15 protein-coding genes are annotated in these 19,914 nt (G+C 42.7%); 12 read left to right on the top strand and 3 right to left on the bottom strand.

The window, feature by feature from the left end; genetic code table 11:
* Positions 1–197 precede the first annotated feature (197 nt).
* From tssI to Q0976_RS07750, 8 genes are all read left to right on the top strand, one after another.
* A complete protein-coding gene (tssI, locus tag Q0976_RS07785) occupies positions 198–2,447 on the top strand; it encodes a type VI secretion system tip protein TssI/VgrG (protein ID WP_299492708.1) in 2,250 nt (749 codons plus the stop codon).
* Between the two features lie 5 nt (positions 2,448–2,452).
* Positions 2,453–3,382: a DUF4123 domain-containing protein gene (locus tag Q0976_RS07780; protein WP_299492706.1), complete on the top strand. Its 930-nt coding sequence runs from the start codon at positions 2,453–2,455 to the stop codon at positions 3,380–3,382.
* On the top strand, positions 3,372–6,920 hold the full coding sequence (locus tag Q0976_RS07775) for a hypothetical protein (RefSeq protein ID WP_299492704.1): 3,549 nt from the start codon (positions 3,372–3,374) through the stop codon (positions 6,918–6,920). Before Q0976_RS07780 ends, Q0976_RS07775 begins: the two co-directional genes overlap by 11 nt.
* Positions 6,921–6,959: 39 nt before the next feature.
* Entirely contained in the window at positions 6,960–7,964 is a 1,005-nt protein-coding gene (locus Q0976_RS07770) for a hypothetical protein (RefSeq protein ID WP_299492702.1), read from the top strand.
* A 113-nt stretch (positions 7,965–8,077) separates the two neighbouring features.
* Positions 8,078–8,953, top strand: a complete 876-nt coding sequence (locus tag Q0976_RS07765; protein ID WP_299492700.1) for a hypothetical protein — start codon at positions 8,078–8,080, stop codon at positions 8,951–8,953.
* Positions 8,954–9,139: 186 nt separating this feature from the next.
* Complete coding sequence (locus Q0976_RS07760; RefSeq protein ID WP_299492698.1) at positions 9,140–9,310, top strand: hypothetical protein; 171 nt, start codon at positions 9,140–9,142, stop codon at positions 9,308–9,310.
* Between the two features lie 255 nt (positions 9,311–9,565).
* Complete coding sequence (locus Q0976_RS07755; protein ID WP_299492696.1) at positions 9,566–9,850, top strand: type VI secretion system PAAR protein; 285 nt, start codon at positions 9,566–9,568, stop codon at positions 9,848–9,850.
* A 356-nt stretch (positions 9,851–10,206) separates the two neighbouring features.
* Positions 10,207–14,154, top strand: a complete 3,948-nt coding sequence (locus Q0976_RS07750; protein WP_299492694.1) for a DUF6531 domain-containing protein — start codon at positions 10,207–10,209, stop codon at positions 14,152–14,154.
* A gap of 134 nt (positions 14,155–14,288) precedes the next feature.
* Here the strand turns inward: Q0976_RS07750 and Q0976_RS07745 are convergent, their stop codons facing one another.
* Entirely contained in the window at positions 14,289–15,074 is a 786-nt protein-coding gene (locus Q0976_RS07745; protein WP_299492692.1) for an oxidoreductase, read from the bottom strand.
* A 260-nt stretch (positions 15,075–15,334) separates the two neighbouring features.
* Positions 15,335–16,678 (bottom strand): aldehyde dehydrogenase family protein, encoded by a 1,344-nt coding sequence (locus Q0976_RS07740; protein WP_299492690.1) that lies wholly within the window; start codon positions 16,676–16,678, stop codon positions 15,335–15,337.
* Between the two features lie 168 nt (positions 16,679–16,846).
* Here Q0976_RS07740 and Q0976_RS07735 point away from each other — a divergent pair, with 168 nt between their 5' ends.
* Complete coding sequence (locus Q0976_RS07735) at positions 16,847–17,743, top strand: LysR family transcriptional regulator (protein WP_299492688.1); 897 nt, start codon at positions 16,847–16,849, stop codon at positions 17,741–17,743.
* Between the two features lie 11 nt (positions 17,744–17,754).
* Here Q0976_RS07735 and Q0976_RS07730 read toward each other — a convergent pair whose 3' ends face one another.
* Complete coding sequence (locus Q0976_RS07730) at positions 17,755–18,237, bottom strand: hypothetical protein (protein ID WP_299492686.1); 483 nt, start codon at positions 18,235–18,237, stop codon at positions 17,755–17,757.
* Positions 18,238–18,485: 248 nt separating this feature from the next.
* On the opposite strand from Q0976_RS07730, the gene Q0976_RS07725 reads away from it, so the two are divergent.
* Genes Q0976_RS07725 through Q0976_RS07715 form a run of 3 tightly spaced genes read left to right on the top strand, consistent with a single transcriptional unit; the run spans position 18,486 to position 19,879 of the window.
* Positions 18,486–18,743, top strand: a complete 258-nt coding sequence (locus tag Q0976_RS07725; RefSeq protein ID WP_299492684.1) for a hypothetical protein — start codon at positions 18,486–18,488, stop codon at positions 18,741–18,743.
* A gap of 30 nt (positions 18,744–18,773) precedes the next feature.
* Positions 18,774–19,430, top strand: a complete 657-nt coding sequence (locus Q0976_RS07720) for a hypothetical protein (protein WP_299492682.1) — start codon at positions 18,774–18,776, stop codon at positions 19,428–19,430.
* The gene (locus Q0976_RS07715) at positions 19,427–19,879 is read left to right on the top strand and encodes a hypothetical protein (protein ID WP_299492680.1); all 453 of its coding nucleotides are present in this window, start codon (positions 19,427–19,429) and stop codon (positions 19,877–19,879) included. The genes Q0976_RS07720 and Q0976_RS07715 overlap by 4 nt, the downstream gene beginning before the upstream one ends.
* The last annotated feature ends 35 nt before the right edge of the window (positions 19,880–19,914 follow it).

Raw genomic sequence — 19,914 nt, 5'->3', positions numbered from 1 at the left:
AACCTCCATGTTCAAGTAATTGAGTATTAAGTAAAAGGCTTCAAAAATGAAGCCTTTTTGTTTATTGATGTTTTAAGGGGATATCGATGCGATAAAAAATGTATATTGTTAAGGTGTTATTATCGAATTGAATGAGTGACATATTAACAATGCACATGTTTTGAATGGGACTGGAATAAAAGGGATTTTAATCGGCTATGACGACATCTAGCGAAGCAACAACAAGCAATGAGCCAGTGGCAAGCGGTATGTTAGCTGGCACAGGATTACGATATCAATTTACTGCCGAAGGGCTGGATCCTGAGTGCTTTGAATTAACGGCGTTTAGCTTTAATGAGGGCTTATCCACGCCTTTTGAAGTTAAGTTGAGTCTGCTGAGTCGCCAAAGTGATTTAAGTCCTGTGGATATTGTGGATCTATCTGGATTAATGCAATGGGCGATAAATGGTGAGATAAAACGCCAAGTGCATGGTATCGTGAGTGAATTTACCAAAGGAGATACTGGGCATCATCATACTCAATATCAAGTCACTTTAGTGCCCGCGATGTCACGACTCAAGTTACGGCAAAACAGTCGTATTTTTCAGGAACTCGGGTGTTTATCGATTATTTCGGTGTTATTGAATGAAATGGGGATCACCGATTTTGCGTTTAATTGCGATCCGACTTTAGATGAAAGATTGCGTGAGTATTGCGTGCAATACCGTGAAACGGACTTTGATTTTATTGCTCGTCTTGCGGCGGAAGAAGGGCTGGTTTATCACTTTGAACATACCACTACCAGTCATACTTTAGTGTTTAGTGATTCCAATTTAAAGCTGAGTTATTTACACGCCAATGTGCCTTATAATGCCTTAAGTGGTGGCGTGGCTTCTCAGCCATTTGTGCGGCAGTTTACCTTAACACATCAAGTGAAGCCATCTAGCGTGAGGTTAAAAGACGCCAGTTTTAAAAATCCTGCTTATGGCTATTTATTAGAAAGTTTGGCAGAAGAACTTGAATATCAAAATGAAACCTATGAACATTTTGATTTTCCTGGCCGCTTTAAGAATGATGATTCTGGGCAAGTGTTCACCCAAGCAAGGCTAGACTATTTACGCCGTGATGCAGTGCAAGCGACAGGTCAAGGCAATATTATGGCCATGCAATCAGGCTTTAAATTTTCACTTACTGAACACAGTGATGACACAATTAATCGAGATTGGTTGCTTATTCAAGTCAGCCATCATGGCGTGCAAGGTGCGGCTGCTGAAGAAACTAACAGTACGACTCCCACCACCTTTAATAATCAGTTCACTGTGATCCCTGCAAACGCTGCTTGGCAAGCAAAGCCGAGTCCTAAACCTTTAGTGAATGGTGTACAAAAAGCCTTGGTGGTGGGCCCTGAAGGGGAAGAGATTTATTGTGATGAGTTTGGCCGCGTCAAATTACAATTTCCATGGGATAGATACAGCAATGGCGATGATGTCTCCAGCTGTTGGGTGCGAGTGAGTCAAGGCTGGGCTGGCAGTCAATATGGCATGATGTCAGTGCCACGCATTGGCCATGAAGTAATCGTCTCATTTATTGAAGGCGATCCAGACCAGCCTATAGTGACGGGGCGTACGCATAATGCACTGAATTTACCACCTTATCCTTTGCCAGCACATCAAAGCCGCATGGTGATGAAAACCCAGTCTCATAAAGGTGAAGGCAGTAATGAACTGTACTTTGACGATGAAGCGGGTGAAGAAGAGATTTATCTTCATGGCCAAAAAGACATGAATACCTTAGTGGAACATGATCATCTACAAGACATTAAACATGATCAGCATAATCATGTCGAAGGTGAGCGTTTTACCCAAGTAGGAGGGAACGAGCATGTGAATATTGAGGGGGAGCGGCGCACATTAGTAAAAAAAGATCATCACTTACAAGTGAGCGGTCATTTGCATGTGAAAGCAGGTCAATTGTGGGTGGATGAAGCCAGCAGTGAAATGCATATTAAAGCGGGCCAAAAAGTGGTGATAGAGGCTGCAAAGGGCATTACTGTTAAAGCGGGAGGCAGTTTTGTTAAAGTCGACAGTGGTGGCGTGCATGTGTCAGGTTCAGCTATTAACCTTAACGCCGGGGGCGGTAAAGGCAGCGGTACGGGTGCCAGCCCGAAAAAACCGACATTACCTGAAACCCTTGATGATGCCATTAATCCCGAAGCGAGCGAATTGGCCATACAGGCCGCCACACTTGAAAGTGAGATCGGTGCTGCTAATTTTGATTACACCGCCGTTGAACTCGCGGCTAATGAAGCGTCTGAGGCGGGATCAAATGTAAGCCCAGCCGCAGTTACTGTCACGTCTGCACTGAAGCACAAAATGATCATCGATCAACGTGAAGACACGGCTATTACTCAGGCTTGTCAAAAACAAGCTGACGGCTCTTGCCCATTAACTGATTGTCCTTGTAGGTAAATGCGATGAGTAAGACATTTACCTTACCTAAACAAGATAGCGATGGTGTTATATTGTCACATTATTTTATAGGGCATACTCACCCCGAATTAGCCAAAGCAGTATATACCTATGCGGGTCATGCCGATATCGCCCCACTTTATATTGACACGTCACTTGCAGATTTAATGGAGCAAAGCCCTTATGTGGTGAATATTTTTCAAGATGATCCGCTTTTTGAAATATTTCAATCTAATGCTCAAAAATGGTCTATCGCTTCAAGCACAGGTTCCCATCGATCACCTTGGTCGGGGATCATTGTCTCTGTTAGGGCTAGCGTCTCTTTTGAGATGTTACTGACTTATTTACGCCATCGAGTATTGATCCAATTTTCGGGTAAACGAAAAGGGGTGTTTCACTTTCAAAACCCTAATATTGCTCGATATTTTTTTGGAGAAGCCCAGCTCAAAGACACTCAAGAATGGATGGGGCCCTTATTATATCTGCATTGGTATGAGCAATGGCGAAGTGATGCAGGAGAGACCCAAGGCCAATGGCGACAAGTGGCGAATTCAGAGCCAAATTACGATCTCTGTCTCGATATGGACACATCAGATAATCAAGCTCACTTTCCGTTATGGCAATTACGAGAGTCGCAACAGCAAGCGTTAGAGCTGCAATTTGATGACAAAAATATTGTACGCTTTTTTAAAGAGGCCATGTCATCGATGCCGAGTTTGAATGAACGCAATGTATACCGCACTTATATCAAGCAGGCTGAACAATTGGGTTTTTATCAAGCTCAAGAACTTGATGCTTACTTTCTCTTGCGTCAACAATACCCAGAGATTAATCAAGCGCGCTTGTCCGATCCCAGTTTGAACACATTAAGCGCTAACGAAAAATTACAATTTTTAGACACTATGCTAAGAAAGGATGCTCTGTATGCCAGTTAATAAAATTAGCCAAGGACCGGCCTGTGATGGTGATGGGAAAAAACTCTTTATCGAAGTCACTGGTATCCAGCATGGCGATGAACAATGTATCAAATTATTTGATGAAACAGATGAAACAGAACAAGAATTTATTGAGAAGCATCTAGAAACCGAGCTACTCGATGATTCATGTATTCATAGTTGGAATTGGAGCAAACAAACTAAACCATTGAATGCTTGGTTGGCGGTCAAAACAGGATCAGAAGACAACACAGAATCGAAAGACATTATGCTGCCTTTGTATGATGATGTCGTGCCGTCAAAGCGGGTTGCGGACGACACTCAAAACTATTTATTGCATGCCATCATGCCACTGACCTTAATGCCCAGTTTTGACACGTCCCTTAAAGACAGAGACAGGTTAGCGCCCGTACGTAATGGCTATTTATATGTGTTTTATCACGGCCGAGCATGGCGAGAAATTGAAATTCGCACTCAAGATGATGGCAGTGTACAGCTTAAAGATGTGAATCTTTATGCTTATCGTGCAGGGCGGAATAAACCTTTTAGTAACGATCCCCGTGTCGCGATAGGCGCGCCGCTCAATGATATTTGGCTGCCCGCTAAAGATAATGAGGAGGGGACTTATTTACGTATCGCTTATTCAGAGGTGCAATGGAGTGGTGCAAGGTTAAACTATCTTGAAAAAACAGAAGCTGCATTAGCTGAACGCCTGGTGGCTTTTCATCAGGTGAACATCGATAGAGATAAAGATTTAATTAAAGCATCAACGTTAAAACCCATGCGTGCACGGGCTGTTGAAGTTGAACTGGAACTGGCTAATCCTTTACTGTTTAACCGTGATTTATCAGGTGAATACATCAAGAGTTTGTATCAAAAAGTCAAAGTGGAGCAAGAAAAACTGCAACAGGGGGGGAGTAGTGCGCTTGAAGTCTTTAAAAATAAAACGGAACTTGAATTAGAATATGGCGCTAAATCTGCCGCGTTGGCTGAAATTACAGGTTCGGCCAATCAAGGCATGGCTTTTGATGATGTGGGTAAGTCTTTGGATTACCTTAAAGATGCGAAAGCACGAAAATTATATGTCTTACCCTTTGTCGATCAAAGCTTTATATTACGTCACCACAGCGCCATGACGCTGTATTGCTTTAATTATTTACAAGGCGTGCAAGCCCAAGCGGGGCAAGAACCTCATGTGCAAAGTGCTGAATTAGTTCAGCGCATTATTATGCCCAAAAAGATGGGTGATAAAACCAATCCCTACCATAAATTCAGTGATGAGCTTAATGCCAACTATGGCGCTGCCTTTCATCGCCGCATTCGCAGTATCGAGCGCAGTCAGTTTCGCGGTGATTGCCGAGTGTTACAAGATTTATTGGCTAAAGTGTTTAATGATGAGCAAACCGCCATTTGCCTTAAAGATTTCAGCTCACTTAATGACATCAATGGCGCAACGGCCCATATTATAGCGGGCAGAGCCGTGGGAGCGCTCAATATGGATCCCGATGCCATGGATACTTTATTGCCGGATGAGGACAAAAAGCCCCACGCTCACTTAGCCACGTTAGCCTCTTTGTTAAACCCTGAGGATAAACATCCCCTGCATTCGATTTTATTTGTCAGTACCGATGAGGTTCCACTCGATGGCAAGTATACGCCGCCTGAGGCGGATAACGATGGCTCAGGCTTGGCCACTCCAGCTAACATCGCTCGCTGGGCCAATGATAACTTGCTCATGAGTGAAGATAAAATCGAAACCCTTGATTTATTGCTGGCCACCAAAATGGTGGATAACGGTGAAGGTCAATTTGGCAATTTTAGGCGTATATCAGGGGTAATGGGCAATGTTTTTGAAGGTCTGTTTGAACTTTTACTCAAGTTACAAACGGAGACGATGAAGCAAAGTACGCAGATTAATTTTACCGCCTTGTATGCCCCAGTCTTAAGCACGTTAAAGGCAGTGAACTCCAAGTATTTAAGTGAAATGGTGTATGTGCCCACCACAGGTGAAGCAGTAAAAGGTTATGTGGTGGGTGTGCACGGCGCGGGGCTGAAATATGGCGTCACGGAAGCAGAGAAAGCTCATAAGTATCAAAAAGGCAAAGGCAATGTGGCCTATGGCAGCTTGCACGATGACAATGGCCAGTTAATCGCCTCCACCAAAAAGTCACAATTGGATCAAAATGCGGCCACCGCAGGAGCGGCCCTGAGTCGCCAGAAGGCTTCCGTGGTGGTCGTGCCCGAAAACAGTGAGCTGGCCAAAGATAAAATGAAGCTGAAACAAGTACTGGATGATTTGCATAAAGAAGGTCGCAGTATCAGCAACAGCTATGAAAAATTACGGCTGCCCTATTGGCTGGTGGCCATTGAGATCATCAATTTAAAGAATACACTTCAAGCTGCTGATTTAAAAAATAACCTTGGCTATACTGCGGCTACAGGATTTAGTGCAGCATTTGATTTAAGTATCGCATTAGTTAATGCTTATAAGCTGTTGGCTGGTGATGCTTCTCGCGTAGTGAAGTTGAGTAACAAAGTGTTGCACAGCTTTTCTAAAGATACCGTTGCCCGCTTTACCTTTGCCTCGGGTAAAATACAGTTAGTGGAGCACTTACAGTTGTTAAGGGTGGCCAGTTTTGCTGCCGGTATGCTTACCGCGGGCATTGCGGTGTGGGATACAGTGCGCTTAATTGGTAAGCAAGATAATGACGCAGCCATGGCCATGGGCATGGTGGCGGTGGGCACGGCCATGACCAGTATTGCCTCTACTTTCTTTACAGGCAGTGGCTTTTTAGGCTTTGGCCCCATTGCGTGGCTCGGTATAGGCATCGCGGTAGCAGGGGGCCTGCTGTACTACTATTTTAAAGACACCCCTATAGAGACGTGGCTAAAAAATGGCCCCTTTGGTGACGAGCCGGCGACCAATGGCAGTTATGCCAAGCTGCAAGAGCCTCAAGAGGCCTTTACGCAGCTGATTAATCTTGTGATGTCGCTGTCCATCAGCACTTACTCCATCGATAAAATTAAATTCCCGCCCGAGGCCATCGCCAAATTTAAGCAGCGGGGCGTTACCCACGGTATTTTAGTGCGCAGTAACTTGTTGCAGTTACTGAATGCTGAGCAAGTGAACTTACGCTTTTTTGCCCGCCAAGCCATTAAAAAAGGCACGAAGATGATCACTCGAACGACTCGTTCAGAACCTATACCTACCATAGAGATTATTCAACAAGCGAAAACCAATAGTCCAATAATTGAAACCATTGACACCATTGAAGGTAAATTATATTTAATGAGTTTTAACCTTAAGGTACCCAAGGAAAATTCTGAACTCAATATCGGGCTGTTCGAGCGTTTTGGTACTCGTATTGAGACATTTCAGCCCCACTTTAGTGTGCGGGCGCAATTAAGCATTGGTGATTTAGCCTTTCCCCGTTTGCCCCTCGATCAGCTGACTCAAAAAGCGGATCCTAAAGCTGCACCCAAATTTACCGATAAAGATTACTATTGGGCCGATGAGCAGCATTATCCGCTGAGATAAGCATAATACTTTTTTATGAAATAGATTTTAAGGAAGAACATGAGCGCATCGTTAGAACAAGTTGGCTATCTCGAGACTGCCTATCGCAGTGATAAGCCGATAGCAGACAAAGTGATCCCGCCAAAGGGCTTATGGGAACTGTCTATCCGTAAAGGGACAGAGCTTCCCTTTGTTAAACCCAGTAGCATGATATCCACTCAGTTGGCCTTGGGGTTTAAGCCTTCAGAATATCTAGAAATAGAAGATAAGCTGGCCTCTGGTGAACGGCATTTATACTGGAATGAGACAATATTAAAAGAAGAAAAAATGAGTGGCTGGGGGGGATTGTATTTAACGACTTCAGTGGTAGCAAAGTTCATAGCCTTATATATGATGCCATTCTTTTTTTTGTTTTATTTTGGGCTAGTTATTTTTTCAGATGCATCAGCTCAAGATAAATGGGAGGTCTTTTTCAATGCTGTTATGTTTATTTGGCTTCCTTCAGCTTTACTTTGGGGGCAATTGGTGTTGATGGATAAAGGCTATTTTACTCCTTGGTTTCTCAAGGCCAAAAAGCATTATGAGCTCAATCGCAAAACAGGCATGGTGACCCTGTATAAAGGTAATGGTAAAGCTCGCTTTAGTCATCCGTTTCATGAGTTTGATTGTATTTTGACTTCCAGCCCCACGCCGCAGGGGGCCATGAACTATGGGCTATTTCTAGTACATAGGTATAACGGCTACTCCTTTGGTGTGCCGCTGCACAGCTTGATGCCGGGCAGCCCGTTAGTGGCGGAATATCATTATCTTTGGAATATGATACAAGCTTATATGGATGTGACGTCCCCCATGCCGGATATTCTTGTTTTGGAAGAAGCGCGAGAAAAAGACCCCACCACGAAAGCCTTTGATGATAACGGCCAGCGGGGGACTGCTTTTGGCGTACCAGCTCATAATGTTAAAAAAGGAGATTTACTGAAAAATCCTCGTGATAGCCATTTTTGGCGCAACATGAGTGATGACGATTTTGAGCAAACCTTAACGGCTATCGCTAAAAACCAGTAATGCAGCCTTAAAATTATCATTGAGGATTAACCCTGCAGGGAAGCAATTTAGAGGCTTATTTTCTTTTTCTCTAATAGAAATTGAGCGCCTTCAAGGAATAATCAAGGACGAACATGAGCGCATCGTTAGAACAAGTTGACTATCACCAAGTTGATAATAGTCATCATTATGAGATGAGTGCCTATCGCAGTGATAAGCCGATAGCAGAACGTGCTGTACATCCCATGGGATTATGGGAAGGTTTAATGCGTCAAGGTACGCCATTACCTTTGACTCAACCAACGGATAAGATTTCAACCACGGCTATTGCCGATATGACGCCATCTGAATATCGCAAGGTTGACCAAGATCCAGAAAATAAACATAAAGGTTTTTTTTGGACGGAAACGAAATTATCGCAAGAAAAGTTAAGTGGTTGGACAGCAATTTACTTATACGCCTCAGGATTGGGAAAAATTATTTGTTGGATTTTTCCACCTATTTTTTTTCTAGTACTCCTACATGCAGTTATTTTTGAAGGGGAGCCTATTATAGGTGCTATAGAGATTTTTTTATTAGCATCAATGTATGTTTTACTGCCCAGTGGGTTGCTATGGGGACAATTCGAATTAATGAATCGAGGCTACTTTACTCTTTGGTTTTTAAAGGCCAAAAAGCATTATGAGCTCAATCGCAAAACAGGCATGGTCACGCTTTTTAAAGGCAGTGGTAAGCCACGATTTAGTCATCCGTTTCATGAGTTTGATTGTATTTTGACTTCCAGCCCCACGCCGCAAGGTGCCATGAACTATGGGCTATTTCTGGTGCATAGATATAACGGTTATTCCTTTGGTGTGCCGCTGCACAGCTTGATGCCGGGCAGCCCGTTAGTGGTGGAATATTATTACCTGTGGAATATGATACAAGTGGGATCCCCAAGCTATCTAAAAATGCGAGTTTCAGAAGCACTCAGATTTTACAGTTCAAGACGCATTATTGAAATAATGTAGGTACCTTTTAAGATGATGTACCGTAGAAATGGAATAGCTGAGTGTTTCCCAAGGGCGAGTTTGATACACTTTTAGACTGCGTTACAGGATCTTAACTTAGAATAACTAGGTATACGATCCTAAGCCTTGCCTAAATATGTATCAATTCTCGCTGAATTCTGTCTTTTTAGGTAGTTTGGGGATCGAATGGATGTGACGTCCCCAATGCCGGATATTTTGGTTTTGGAAGAAGCCCGTGAGAAAGACCCCACCACCAAAGCTTTTGATGATAAGGGCTTAAGGGGAAGTGCTTATGGTGTTAAGGGAAGCTATAAGCAAAAAAGAAACGGAAAAAGAATAGAAGAAATAATCCTATAAAAGTGAGATCTAAGCTAGAAACACCTCATGACGAGAGTCGCTTATTGCTTCATGCTGACGATGTGAGTCTTTTCTGATCCTGAATGGTAAGAGTAAGATTAAAGCTTGTGAATATCATGGTCATAAGTGAGTTTAGCCTTTTACGTGTAAGAGAAGCGCTGTCACAATAAGGTTTTTTATAAGAAAGATTTGTAAGAGAAAGCGGTTTTTATTATTTCAATTTATTTTAAACGACAAAACGTTAAGGACAACACTATGGGTAATGCAGTAAAAGTGGGTGATATTGGCTCAGATCATGATGGTTTTTTTCCAACGCCTGTGGTGTCGGGATCGGGTACAGTGATAGGCGATGGTAGTCCTTTGGCCAGAGTGGGGGATCCGCTATTGCCACACATTAAGCCGAATAATCCGCCCCATGGACGTTCGATTAAGGCGGGTTCCAGTAGCGTATTTATTGATGGTAAAGCTGCTGTACGTGATGGGGATGCCATTGATTGCGGGGGGACGGTATCCGGCGGCGGCACCATTAATATTGGTTGAACTTGATGTGGGGGTGATGTTGATGGAGCATTAAATGCAATGGATGAAAACCGTTAAGCGGGGAGGCAAGAATGTTGATGGCTAAGCTGCCCCTTTAAGGTGAGATCAATGATAGAATCTTCTGACTGATATTTTTACTCATGTTTGTTACTGAAACGTGTTGTGTTTTATCGCCTTCTGCTTTTTTTGTATTGAATATGTATAAAAGTCAGCAATAGTGGGTAAGACAGTAGGCGGGTCGTCTCTTAGGCTTTAGAATTAACACTTAAATAGGTGGAGTGAAGCAGGAAAGATTTGCCTGTAAGCGGTGATATACAATGATGTTTGAGATCGAATTGAGGGATTAAATCGGTGGTATGATGTTAAATAAAATAAAAAATATGAGTATCAACTTTTTTGAAAAAGCGGCAAAAATTGCGCCGTATTGTTCATATTTCACTGAGTCTCTGATTAAAGCCTTGTCGGCGGAGCCCATATCGGATCGCGTGAACCTGTCTTCAACACATCGTAAGTCTTCTCAAAAGGTGTTTGACTGGAGTGTCAATTGGTCTCAGGCGCCTTTAAAACACTTCGATAGTTTACTCAAGCCTTATATTCCTACACTGAATGCGTCGAGTCGACGTTTGTTTGACAGAGTACCTGACAAGAATAATGACGAGGTGCTTAATCCATTTCATTTTAAAAATAGTGGTTTTAACTATTACGCTGGCACATATTCCGGTAAGAAAAAAGGCAACTGGAATGCGAGTGAGTTCACTCGAGAAGGTTGTTTGAGCCCGTGTTTTAATAGCCGTTATTTGATTTATCCTTCACGCTCTCTAATGGAAATCTATTGTTCCCATTATGACACTGAGATGGCGCACAGTGTTATAAAGGGGGGGACATTAACGGGTTTGTATCAAGGCCTAAATAATGTGCACACAGATGATAAGGCTTATCATGCTTACCTGCGTCGTTTGGGCTCTTCTTACAGTATTGAGCACCTTTTTGATTGTGTGGGAGATGCCTTATTTGACGAAGCGGGACTGTCAGCGAGTGCGTTGTGTGATAAGGATAAGAGCTGTGATTATCTAGGTGATGTTTTCTCTAGAGAGGCTGATAATAAAAAGCATCAAAATGGTACATTACATACCCTAGAGCAAGAGATTGAACAGTCTGTTTTGACTCAGACTAATGCCTCTTTGTTCAAGGCGGATACCTTTGAAGACTTTTCTCGTGCTCAAGGTTTACAGATGAATCAAGGAGCCCATGAAAATATCGATATCAGAGGTCATTTACTGGCTTGGCAGGTCGATGTCCGTCTTTCAAGTTTTATTCCGCTGATGTTTAAACGTTGCTATTCGTCTGCTTGGTGCACTGAGGTGAAAAATGATGTCAGCGCTAAAGGTTTATTAGGTCAATCTTGGTGGTGTAACTGGGATCTGTGTTTATTGATTGAGCCTGGGCAACTTTGTTTTATTGATGAATCGCGACAGAAAATCCGCTTTGCTTTTCCACTTGAAGGGCAAGAAGTGCGATCGTCACATTCACCCGCATGGCGTCTTAAACGTTTTCAAGGACGTTATTATATGCGCCATGTGAGTGGTTTAACCTTTGGTTTTCATATGAGCGGTTTTCATGTGAATGGCGCTAATCGTTTATTATTGTCTGAAATTATTGATGAAAATAATAATAGTATTCACTTTATCTATGAAAAAGGATCACTTGCTTGGGTATTATTAAGTGATGATCGCTATATTAGAGTTTTCATGGAAAATAGGTGTATTACTAAGCTTGTGCTAACCGATACTAAAAAACAGCCGATTAGCACCTTATTGGATTTGGCTTATGATGCTGAGCAGCAATTGAGCAGCAGTCATGCTCATGGACGGCATCAGGTTTATTATGAATATGATGCCCAAGGGCGTTTATTGACAACCGCTGATAATGCGGATGTGATAGCAGAGGTAGCATCGGACGCTCTATCGCCGAGCCCTCAAGGACACAAGCCTTTAGCGACTGAGTCTGGCGTTTCATCTCACCCGTCGTGGCTAAAATACACTTATGATGAGCAGAATCGAGTGATATCTCGCCTTGGTGCGCAAGGATTAGGGCAAGCGCAGTGGCGATATGATGATGACAATGGCATTACTTATTACAAGAACAGTTATAAAGGCATTGTTTGTTATCATAAAAATGAGCAACACCAGTTAATAAAATGGATTAATGCCAAAGGTGGTGTAACGTCCTTTGAGTGGCAAGATAATCAATTAATCAGTCAAAGGGATCCATTGGGGCAACAAACGACATGGCAATATGATGATTGGGGGCAAGTGTGCTCTATTCAACAGGCAGACAATAGTGTCTATCGTTATCACTTTAATGCTCACGGTAAATTAGAGTCTGCCATTGATTGTGAAGGAAACCGCTGGCAATATCGATATGATAAAAAAGGGAATCGTATTCAAGTTTGCTTACCTTCGGGGGAGCTGATTTTTTACCAATATACTGGCCGAGGGCAATTGGCTTGGATAGTTAGGCAAGATGGCAGCCAAATGGGTTTTCAGTATCAAGGGGACAGCCAATTAAGTGCTGTTTATTTGCCTGAGCGTATTGAAACCGTATCAGGAAAAAGTACTCAAAATGAGCAGTCAAATGATGATAATGTCAATGTTAGCGCTAACACTCAGTATCAAAGGGTGAAAAGTCACTGCTGTTTTGCCTACGATGCATTGGGCAGACTCATATCACAGCAATGGCAGACAGACCGCTATTCCATGAAAGCCTATACAAGGCGCATTAAATTGGATAGAAAAGCGGATCATTTGTTGAGCTTTAGGCACTTAGCTGTGTCTTCTTTATTAACTCAAAAACCTGTAACGCATATTAAGGCGCAATATTGGTCTTATGATAGTGACTCTATGCAAGCCACTGGTTGGATACGCTACGACAAGACTCGCCGAGGGTTTCAGTACGATAAGCAAGGTAATCTGATAAAATTAAGCGTGTTTGATGTGCCAAGCTCTGTTCATTCTCAAGTTGTGGCGGGGAGTGGGGAGCCAAATCAGAGTCTTAATATGACACTTAGGCCATCGCAGTTCGAACTTAAATCCAAATCTGAGAATAAGTCTGCGTCATTTCCGTGTCAAATCTACCGTTTTACCTATGGTGCGTTTGCTTGTTTGCGGTTTTACGAAAGCACGCCTAATGAATTAAATCAAACTCAAAAAGTGCAATTTAGCTATCATGGGCAAGGGCGGTTGATGGGCATGAAAAGTGAGTTGAGTCATTGGGGTTATCGAATGGATCAATCCGGTGAGATCAGTACGTTAATGTATGGTGATGGTCTGAGTGTGCATTATGAATATGATGAAGTGGGGCGACTTTTTCAGCGTACAGGACTTGATGGAACCCAATTACGGTTTTATTATGATAAACGGGGCCGCCTCATTCAAAAGCAAGCGCTGAGCGGCACTAAAATATCATCTGACCATGGGGGCAATGCTTCTGGCCAAAATGGTGAGAGTGATATGGGTGTCAATAGCGCAGAAAATCATACCGCTGTCGTGATGAATAATACGTTTTATGGTTATGACACTCAGTCATATTTGTTAAGCGTGAACAGTGATGAGGCTCGCGGAGAAAAAATACTGGTGAATTACCGACTCAGCAGAGAAGGGAGCGTTGAGCAAGAGCGGATTGATATTCGAGAGCATTCCGCTGCGGGCAAGCTTAGGCATCGCTATCATCATAGAGAGATGCATACTGCTTCTAATGAATCGATAGCTAAACAATGGCGTGGGGAGTATTTAACTGCAGCTTTTTTCCAGCATGCAGGTTGCGAGCATAGAGAACTCATTGATTATTTTATGCAGTTACGTGAGCAAGGGACGTCGACGCTTTTGGGGCGAAACGCTGAACAAACTTGTTTGTTTGAGCGGGATCCCATTTTGTTGCAACAGCGCATCTTGCAAAGCATGGACAGTTTACAGAGTAATAGACGCGCTATTGAAGAGCGTCATGAGCAAAAAGCACAGACATCAAGTGTGGTTAAGATGAGCTTCAATATTGATAGCCGCTTAATTGATAGGCGCCTTGCCAATAGTGTGCAGGTTTTAGATCATACAAGCTACCGTTTCGATGTGAGTGGTCGAATGATTGAAAAGGTGGTAAATGATGACAAGCTTAGCCCTAAGCAGACGCAATACACTTGGGATGAAGAAGATAAATTAATGGCCATTCGCTTACCCACTGGGGACAGTTGGCGTTGTCATTATGATGGTTTAGGTCGGCTTATTCATTTGAAATACGTGCAGAGCTGTTGATATTATTTTTAAATAAAAGCAGGCCCTGTGAAGTACAGGGCTATTATGTGACTTATTGCTGAGTGCTAGAGTGATACCAGTTAGACCTTGGGGATGAATACCCGTAATGCCGTCATACCAGTAATACCGTTATATTAGTTCTCAAATAACATATCGGTACGAATAATGTATTTGGTACCTTGAGTGATGCTATCTGAGCTATGTAGGCAATGGAGTGGGTGCATGCCGTGAGGAAAGCACAGCACGCCGCCCGCTGGAGTATGAACATTGACTATATTCGCCTGCGCTAACACGCGAGTGGGCTGACTGGGGTCATTTTTGTCTACCCAAAATTGTGTGGCTCCGCCTTTGAAGTCATCATTGAGTAAGATCAGAAAGGTCATTTGGCTCCAGCGATCAGGGTAAGCGTTACTAACGAGATCATTATCCACTACACGGCTTCCAGGCCAAGAGCCATCAAGGTGAGTCTTAAAAAAATCTCCTTTTTCATAACGGTAAAAACGAAAACGAGCATTAATCCCCAGCGGCTTTTTACCTTGATAATGGATTGCGGCTTGTTGAGCCAATGTACTGACTCTGTTCCAAATGGCCTTATCGGTTGCTTCATCAACGACCCAAGTTACATTCTGGTTATGCCTGACTTGTCGAGGCAATGAAACCGCTGCATCGGGGAGATATCCTAATCCTTCAGAGTAGTTTATTAGGCGTTGACACTCCTCGTTTGATAATACATTGAGAAGTTGAAATCCCCCTGGAATACCAATATTATCGACGAGTTCAACGGACTGTGTATGTTCCTCACTTAATTGGATGGGATCGATGTCATTATTGGCCCATGTGGGTAAAGCGGGGTTTTCGGCGCCAGCTTCGTATTTAACCACAAAAGCTTGCTTGGGCGTTGTGGTGTTGATTGCTGTCATGCTCGACTCCTGATTGATTAATATGTGCTGATTAACCTGAACTCGGGATAAGAGTGTCAGATATAGATTAAATTGCTTTTAAAATTAATTCTTTAATTGACTTACTTATTTTTATTTCACTTGTAGATAAATGCCGATATTTTTGTCGATATCAAGGCGGGATTTCGTGCCTAATAGCCCGCTATTAGTAGAAAACACAACACAGATAGGGGCTAAAACAGCAATATTTAATGGCGCTACTTAATCCGAGTTCAGGTTGATTAATGATTGGTGATTAATTTGGCTTGAGCGAATTGCCTATGGCCATCTGCTGAGCCATGAAACCCATAGCCACTTTTTTTGGCGCCAATCCAAGGTGCATCGCCACCAGCTCCCACACCACTGTTGATGGCCACCATGCCCGCTTCTAATTGGTTAGCAACCTCAGTTGCACCTTGTGCTCCAAAGACAACGGCACCTAAACCAAATTCAGAATCGTTACTGCGCTTGATGGCTTCATCGATGTCAGTAAATTGGGCTATGGCAATCACAGGGCCAAAGGTTTCCTCTTGCTCCAGTAACATATCGGTTGTGATATCGGTAATCACTGTCGGTTCAATATAGGGGGGCTGTTGCTCAGTGCTCCCTAATAAAAAGCGTGCGCCTTTTTGCTTCGCATCGATGAGATGAGTCATCACCTGTTGGTGTTGTTTTAGATTGATTAAGGGACCAATATTGACGCCTATTTTATCCCAAGGGCCGACTCGATAACGGGCTGCAAGGTGAGTGACTTTGTCTTCAAATTGCTTTGCAACACGTTCATCGACATAAATGCGTTCGGTAGAAGTACACATTTGCCCCGCATTTTCCACACTGCTGGCTACGGCAAAGCTTGCGGCGGTATCAAGATCAGCGTTATGCATGACAATCATGGGATCGTTTCCACCCAGCTCCATGACTAACCGTTTAAGAGTAGGCGCACTGCGCTGCATAATGTCAATACCCGCCGCTTTTGAACCCGTAAAGGCAATTAAATCGATTGGACTATCAACAATAGCCTGTCCTAACTTTGCATCACCAAAGACGATTTGAAGCAAATTTTTAGGCAAGATTTCATTAATGTACGCAATAAAAGCTTGGGCAATTAAGGGAGTTTCTTCTGAGGGTTTAAAAATGACGGCATTCCCCGCAATAAGTGCAGGTACCAATAAGTTACAGGCCATGGCCAATGGATAATTCCAAGGTGAAATGACGGCAGCGACACCTAATGCTTGATAATGAAGGCTGGTATTATGATTTAATTGGCGTGGAGCCAAGGCGTCAGCTGCCGCAGCCGAAATGGCTTCTCCCACGTATATCGCGCCCATGACTTCACCACTTGCTCGGCGAATATCTTTGCCCATTTCTCGGCTGAGTAACTGAGCAAGCGTATTTTGATGGGGTTGGGCTTTGGCAAAGGCCTGACTAATAATGTGAACTCGCTCTTGCAATGACCGTTTTTTCCATTGTTGTTGAGCCTGTTGAGCCGCCTTGATATGACTTGGAATATCGGCAATAGGTGTAATAGGAACTGAGCCTAGGCGTTGTGAATTACTGGGGTTGTATGAAAATAATTGCTCTGTCATTTTATTCACCTATTCATTACTTAATCGTCAGTTATTTTTTAATGCAGCGCAGGGACATGAACGCTGCCATTTAGATTGTTTAAAAGTGCTTGTGGCTTGTTGATTGAGGTGAGCTTACTCAATCAGTGATACAATATAAAACAAGTAAAAAATGTATTAGGTACAAGCATGAGTGGTATCAATCGGCTGGAATTGAAACAGTTGCGCTTATTAAGTGCATTATTAGTACATAAAAATGTGTCTAAAGTGGCATCAAAAATGGGGTTAACTCAGCAAGCCGTGAGTGAGCAACTTAAGAAAATGCGAGATATTTTTGATGATCCCTTATTCATTCGTAGCAGTTATGGTGTGATCCCTACGGTGAAAGCGGAAGGGCTGGCTGAGCCGATTGAACAGATCCTATCAAAAGTGGAAGCCTTACTAGAGGATGATACATTTGATGTGAGTCAAGTGGAGCGAGTGTTTACTATTAGTACCAGCGATTATGCCATGTTAGTTATTCTACCTGAACTCTTGAGCCATATTGCCTTGTTAGCTCCTAAATTAAAAATGATTGTGAGAGAGTTTGAGTCTGATAATTTAGAGAGCTTAATGGCCTCGGGAGAGATTGACTTGGCGCTGACGTTTCCCGAGTTTATTGCTAATAATATGTTGTCTGAAATGTTATTTACCGAACGGCATGTGTGCGTGTGTGCTGCAAACTCCAGATTTTCCAATAAAACCTTATCATTAAAAGAGTTGGCCTCATTACCACAAATTATTGTGTCGCCGTCACGAGCTAATTTAAAAGGGTCACACGATGCATGGTTTTCCAAGCAGGGATTAAAACGTAATATTGTGATGTCTCTGCCAAGCTTTTCAGCTGTGTTAGCTTGCGTTGGGGCGACGGATAGAGTGGCCTTTATTCCGGCAAGGTTATTGCCCAATGCGCAAGTGGGTGTCATCCACTTAGAAGAAAATCCCCCCAGTTTTGATGTGATCCAAGCGTGGCATCAAAGATCCCAGCGCGATCCGTTACTCAAGTGGATGTTAGGGAAAATACGTGAAGCTATTGAAGTCGATTAGGCTGGCGCCAATTAATGTTCATTTGAATGTGTTCGTTTTGATCGGTTAGCAAGAAACAGGCATAAAAAAGCTAATCCCCAGCAGTATGCGCCGATTAATGGGGTGGCTGTTGAATAAAATGTCAGGCTGTCTTCATCAAATACCACTGGCTTGATAAAGAACAGCGCCACAATCAATAAGGCTGCCAGACTGAGATTATATTTGAGCTTGAACTTAATGTGTAATATTTGAGTGAAGTGCAAAGGGAGGTATAAATTAGCAAACCAAGGAAGTAATAAAGGCGCTAACCAAAGTAGGTCTTCAGCACTGGTGTAACTAACAAGATTAATGGAGGCAAAAAACACGTGAGGTAAGCCTAATAGCAGGGCTTGCCAACCAAAAAAATATTCCCCATCTGTGCGTTCAATGGCAGGTAATATCAAGGCGAGCACATAAAGCAAAGCAGCAAAATGCGATAAGTTGCCAGTGGGGTTAAAGCGTTTTAATGTCGTCATATCCATCTCTTTTTAGAGAGATTATATCTTAAACTTGATTTATTTGTTAAATAATGATTAATTACTGTTTAATAAAGCATCTTTTGCGTTAATCTTTTACGTTTAAAGTACGCAAGAATTTTGAGCTTTGGCCTGTTTGAGGTGCGAAAGCGATGGGCGTTTAGCGCCTTTTTTAAATAGGTGTTGTTCGTTTTTTATAAAATAACAAGTACAAATAAACAAGTGCAAAGTGCACACAAGGAAAAATTATGTTCATGGATATGCCTCCCGTTGTTGATATCAATCCCGTTGCCATCCAAGTGTCTACAGTAAGCGCTGTATCAAGCGTGGCAATATCTCCTATTAATACCCAGTATTTATTGAGTTCTTCTAGTCAAGATAATGCCATTGCATTGAGTGCGAGTTTTTTTGTGACGCTTAACGGGGAAAATTGGGTGCCACCTGTGCCGATGTCAGGTGGTGGAGGAAAACCAGATCTGAAGCATTCTTTTCATCAGGTAAGTTAAAATTTATTTATGGATGTATGGTTTGTTACATTGTTAGCTTTTGGTTTAATCGGCTCGGGACTCATTTATTTTGCTAAACAGAAAACTTTGTTGTGGCTAGGGGCGTTTGCTTTAAGTGGTTTATTGTCGTTGACAGTTTTAATATCAGTATTATTTCGGGACTTGTACTGGTTAGAAAATATTGGAATGAGCATAGCCCTTATTGCAAGCATTAGTATGTGCCGACGTTTACCTAACTGGGCTTATTTACTCATTATTCCTATGGGAATGAAGCTGTTAGATGTATTATGGATAAATCCTTATTTACTGAATAAAGTGCCCAGTTGGGTGTTTTATTTCAGTTATATTGCCTATGACGTGCTGGTGATGACCTTGATTTGGTATCGCGGCCCGATAGCTCAAGCGTTAAAGCTTAACGTACACTATAAACGCTTCGCGCAGGAATATTTATTATTGGTGGTGTATGGGCTAGCCGTGATGACGAATGTTCTGGCCGGTACTGAGGATTTAATTCGTAATAATGTGCTTGGTAGTGCTTTTGTGGGCTTTGAGCCAAGATTCTTTTACGATATTTATGAGTATATACGTTTACCGATTAATATGGCAGAAATGGTAGTCTTAATTGGTATGGGCTATGTGGCGGTGAAGGCGGGGACGTCGAAACGATTAACAGGAGCAGGGATGTGAGGGAGCTGGAAAATATACGCACAAGTTTCGATTTAACTGAAACACAATTGGCCGAGATCATGAATGTGAGCGAGGCGGAGGTGCAGCAGTGGCAGGCGGGGGAAGGCCAGCCAAGTATGGGTAAAATGTTTAAATTGTTGGGCTTTATTGCCAAAAATTATGGTCGCTATTTTCATCAAGCAGCCGAAGATGAATACCAGTTAGACCGTGAGTGTGAGCCTGAACCTGAACTTGAACAACTGAAGTTTAATCCTGCTTGCGAAGACAATGCCCCCATCGCGGAGCTAAGTCAGGAAGACAATGAGAAAGTGCGTAGCAAGCTTAACCAAGTGACATCAGCAACCAATATGTTGCTTCTGGCAACGGATGAAAATGAGTTACATCATGGTACGCTAAGCTTGATGTCCGATACCTTATGGGACATGAAACAGATTTTAAAAAGTGGATGATACCTTTTTGTACTTTTAATATGAACTTTTAATAT

The sequence above is a fragment of the uncultured Shewanella sp. genome (assembly GCF_947501665.1).
In the GTDB taxonomy this organism is placed as follows: Bacteria; Pseudomonadota; Gammaproteobacteria; order Enterobacterales; family Shewanellaceae; genus Shewanella.
Note: the sequence above shows the minus strand (reverse complement) of the source record. Positions and strands in the feature narration are given on the sequence as shown.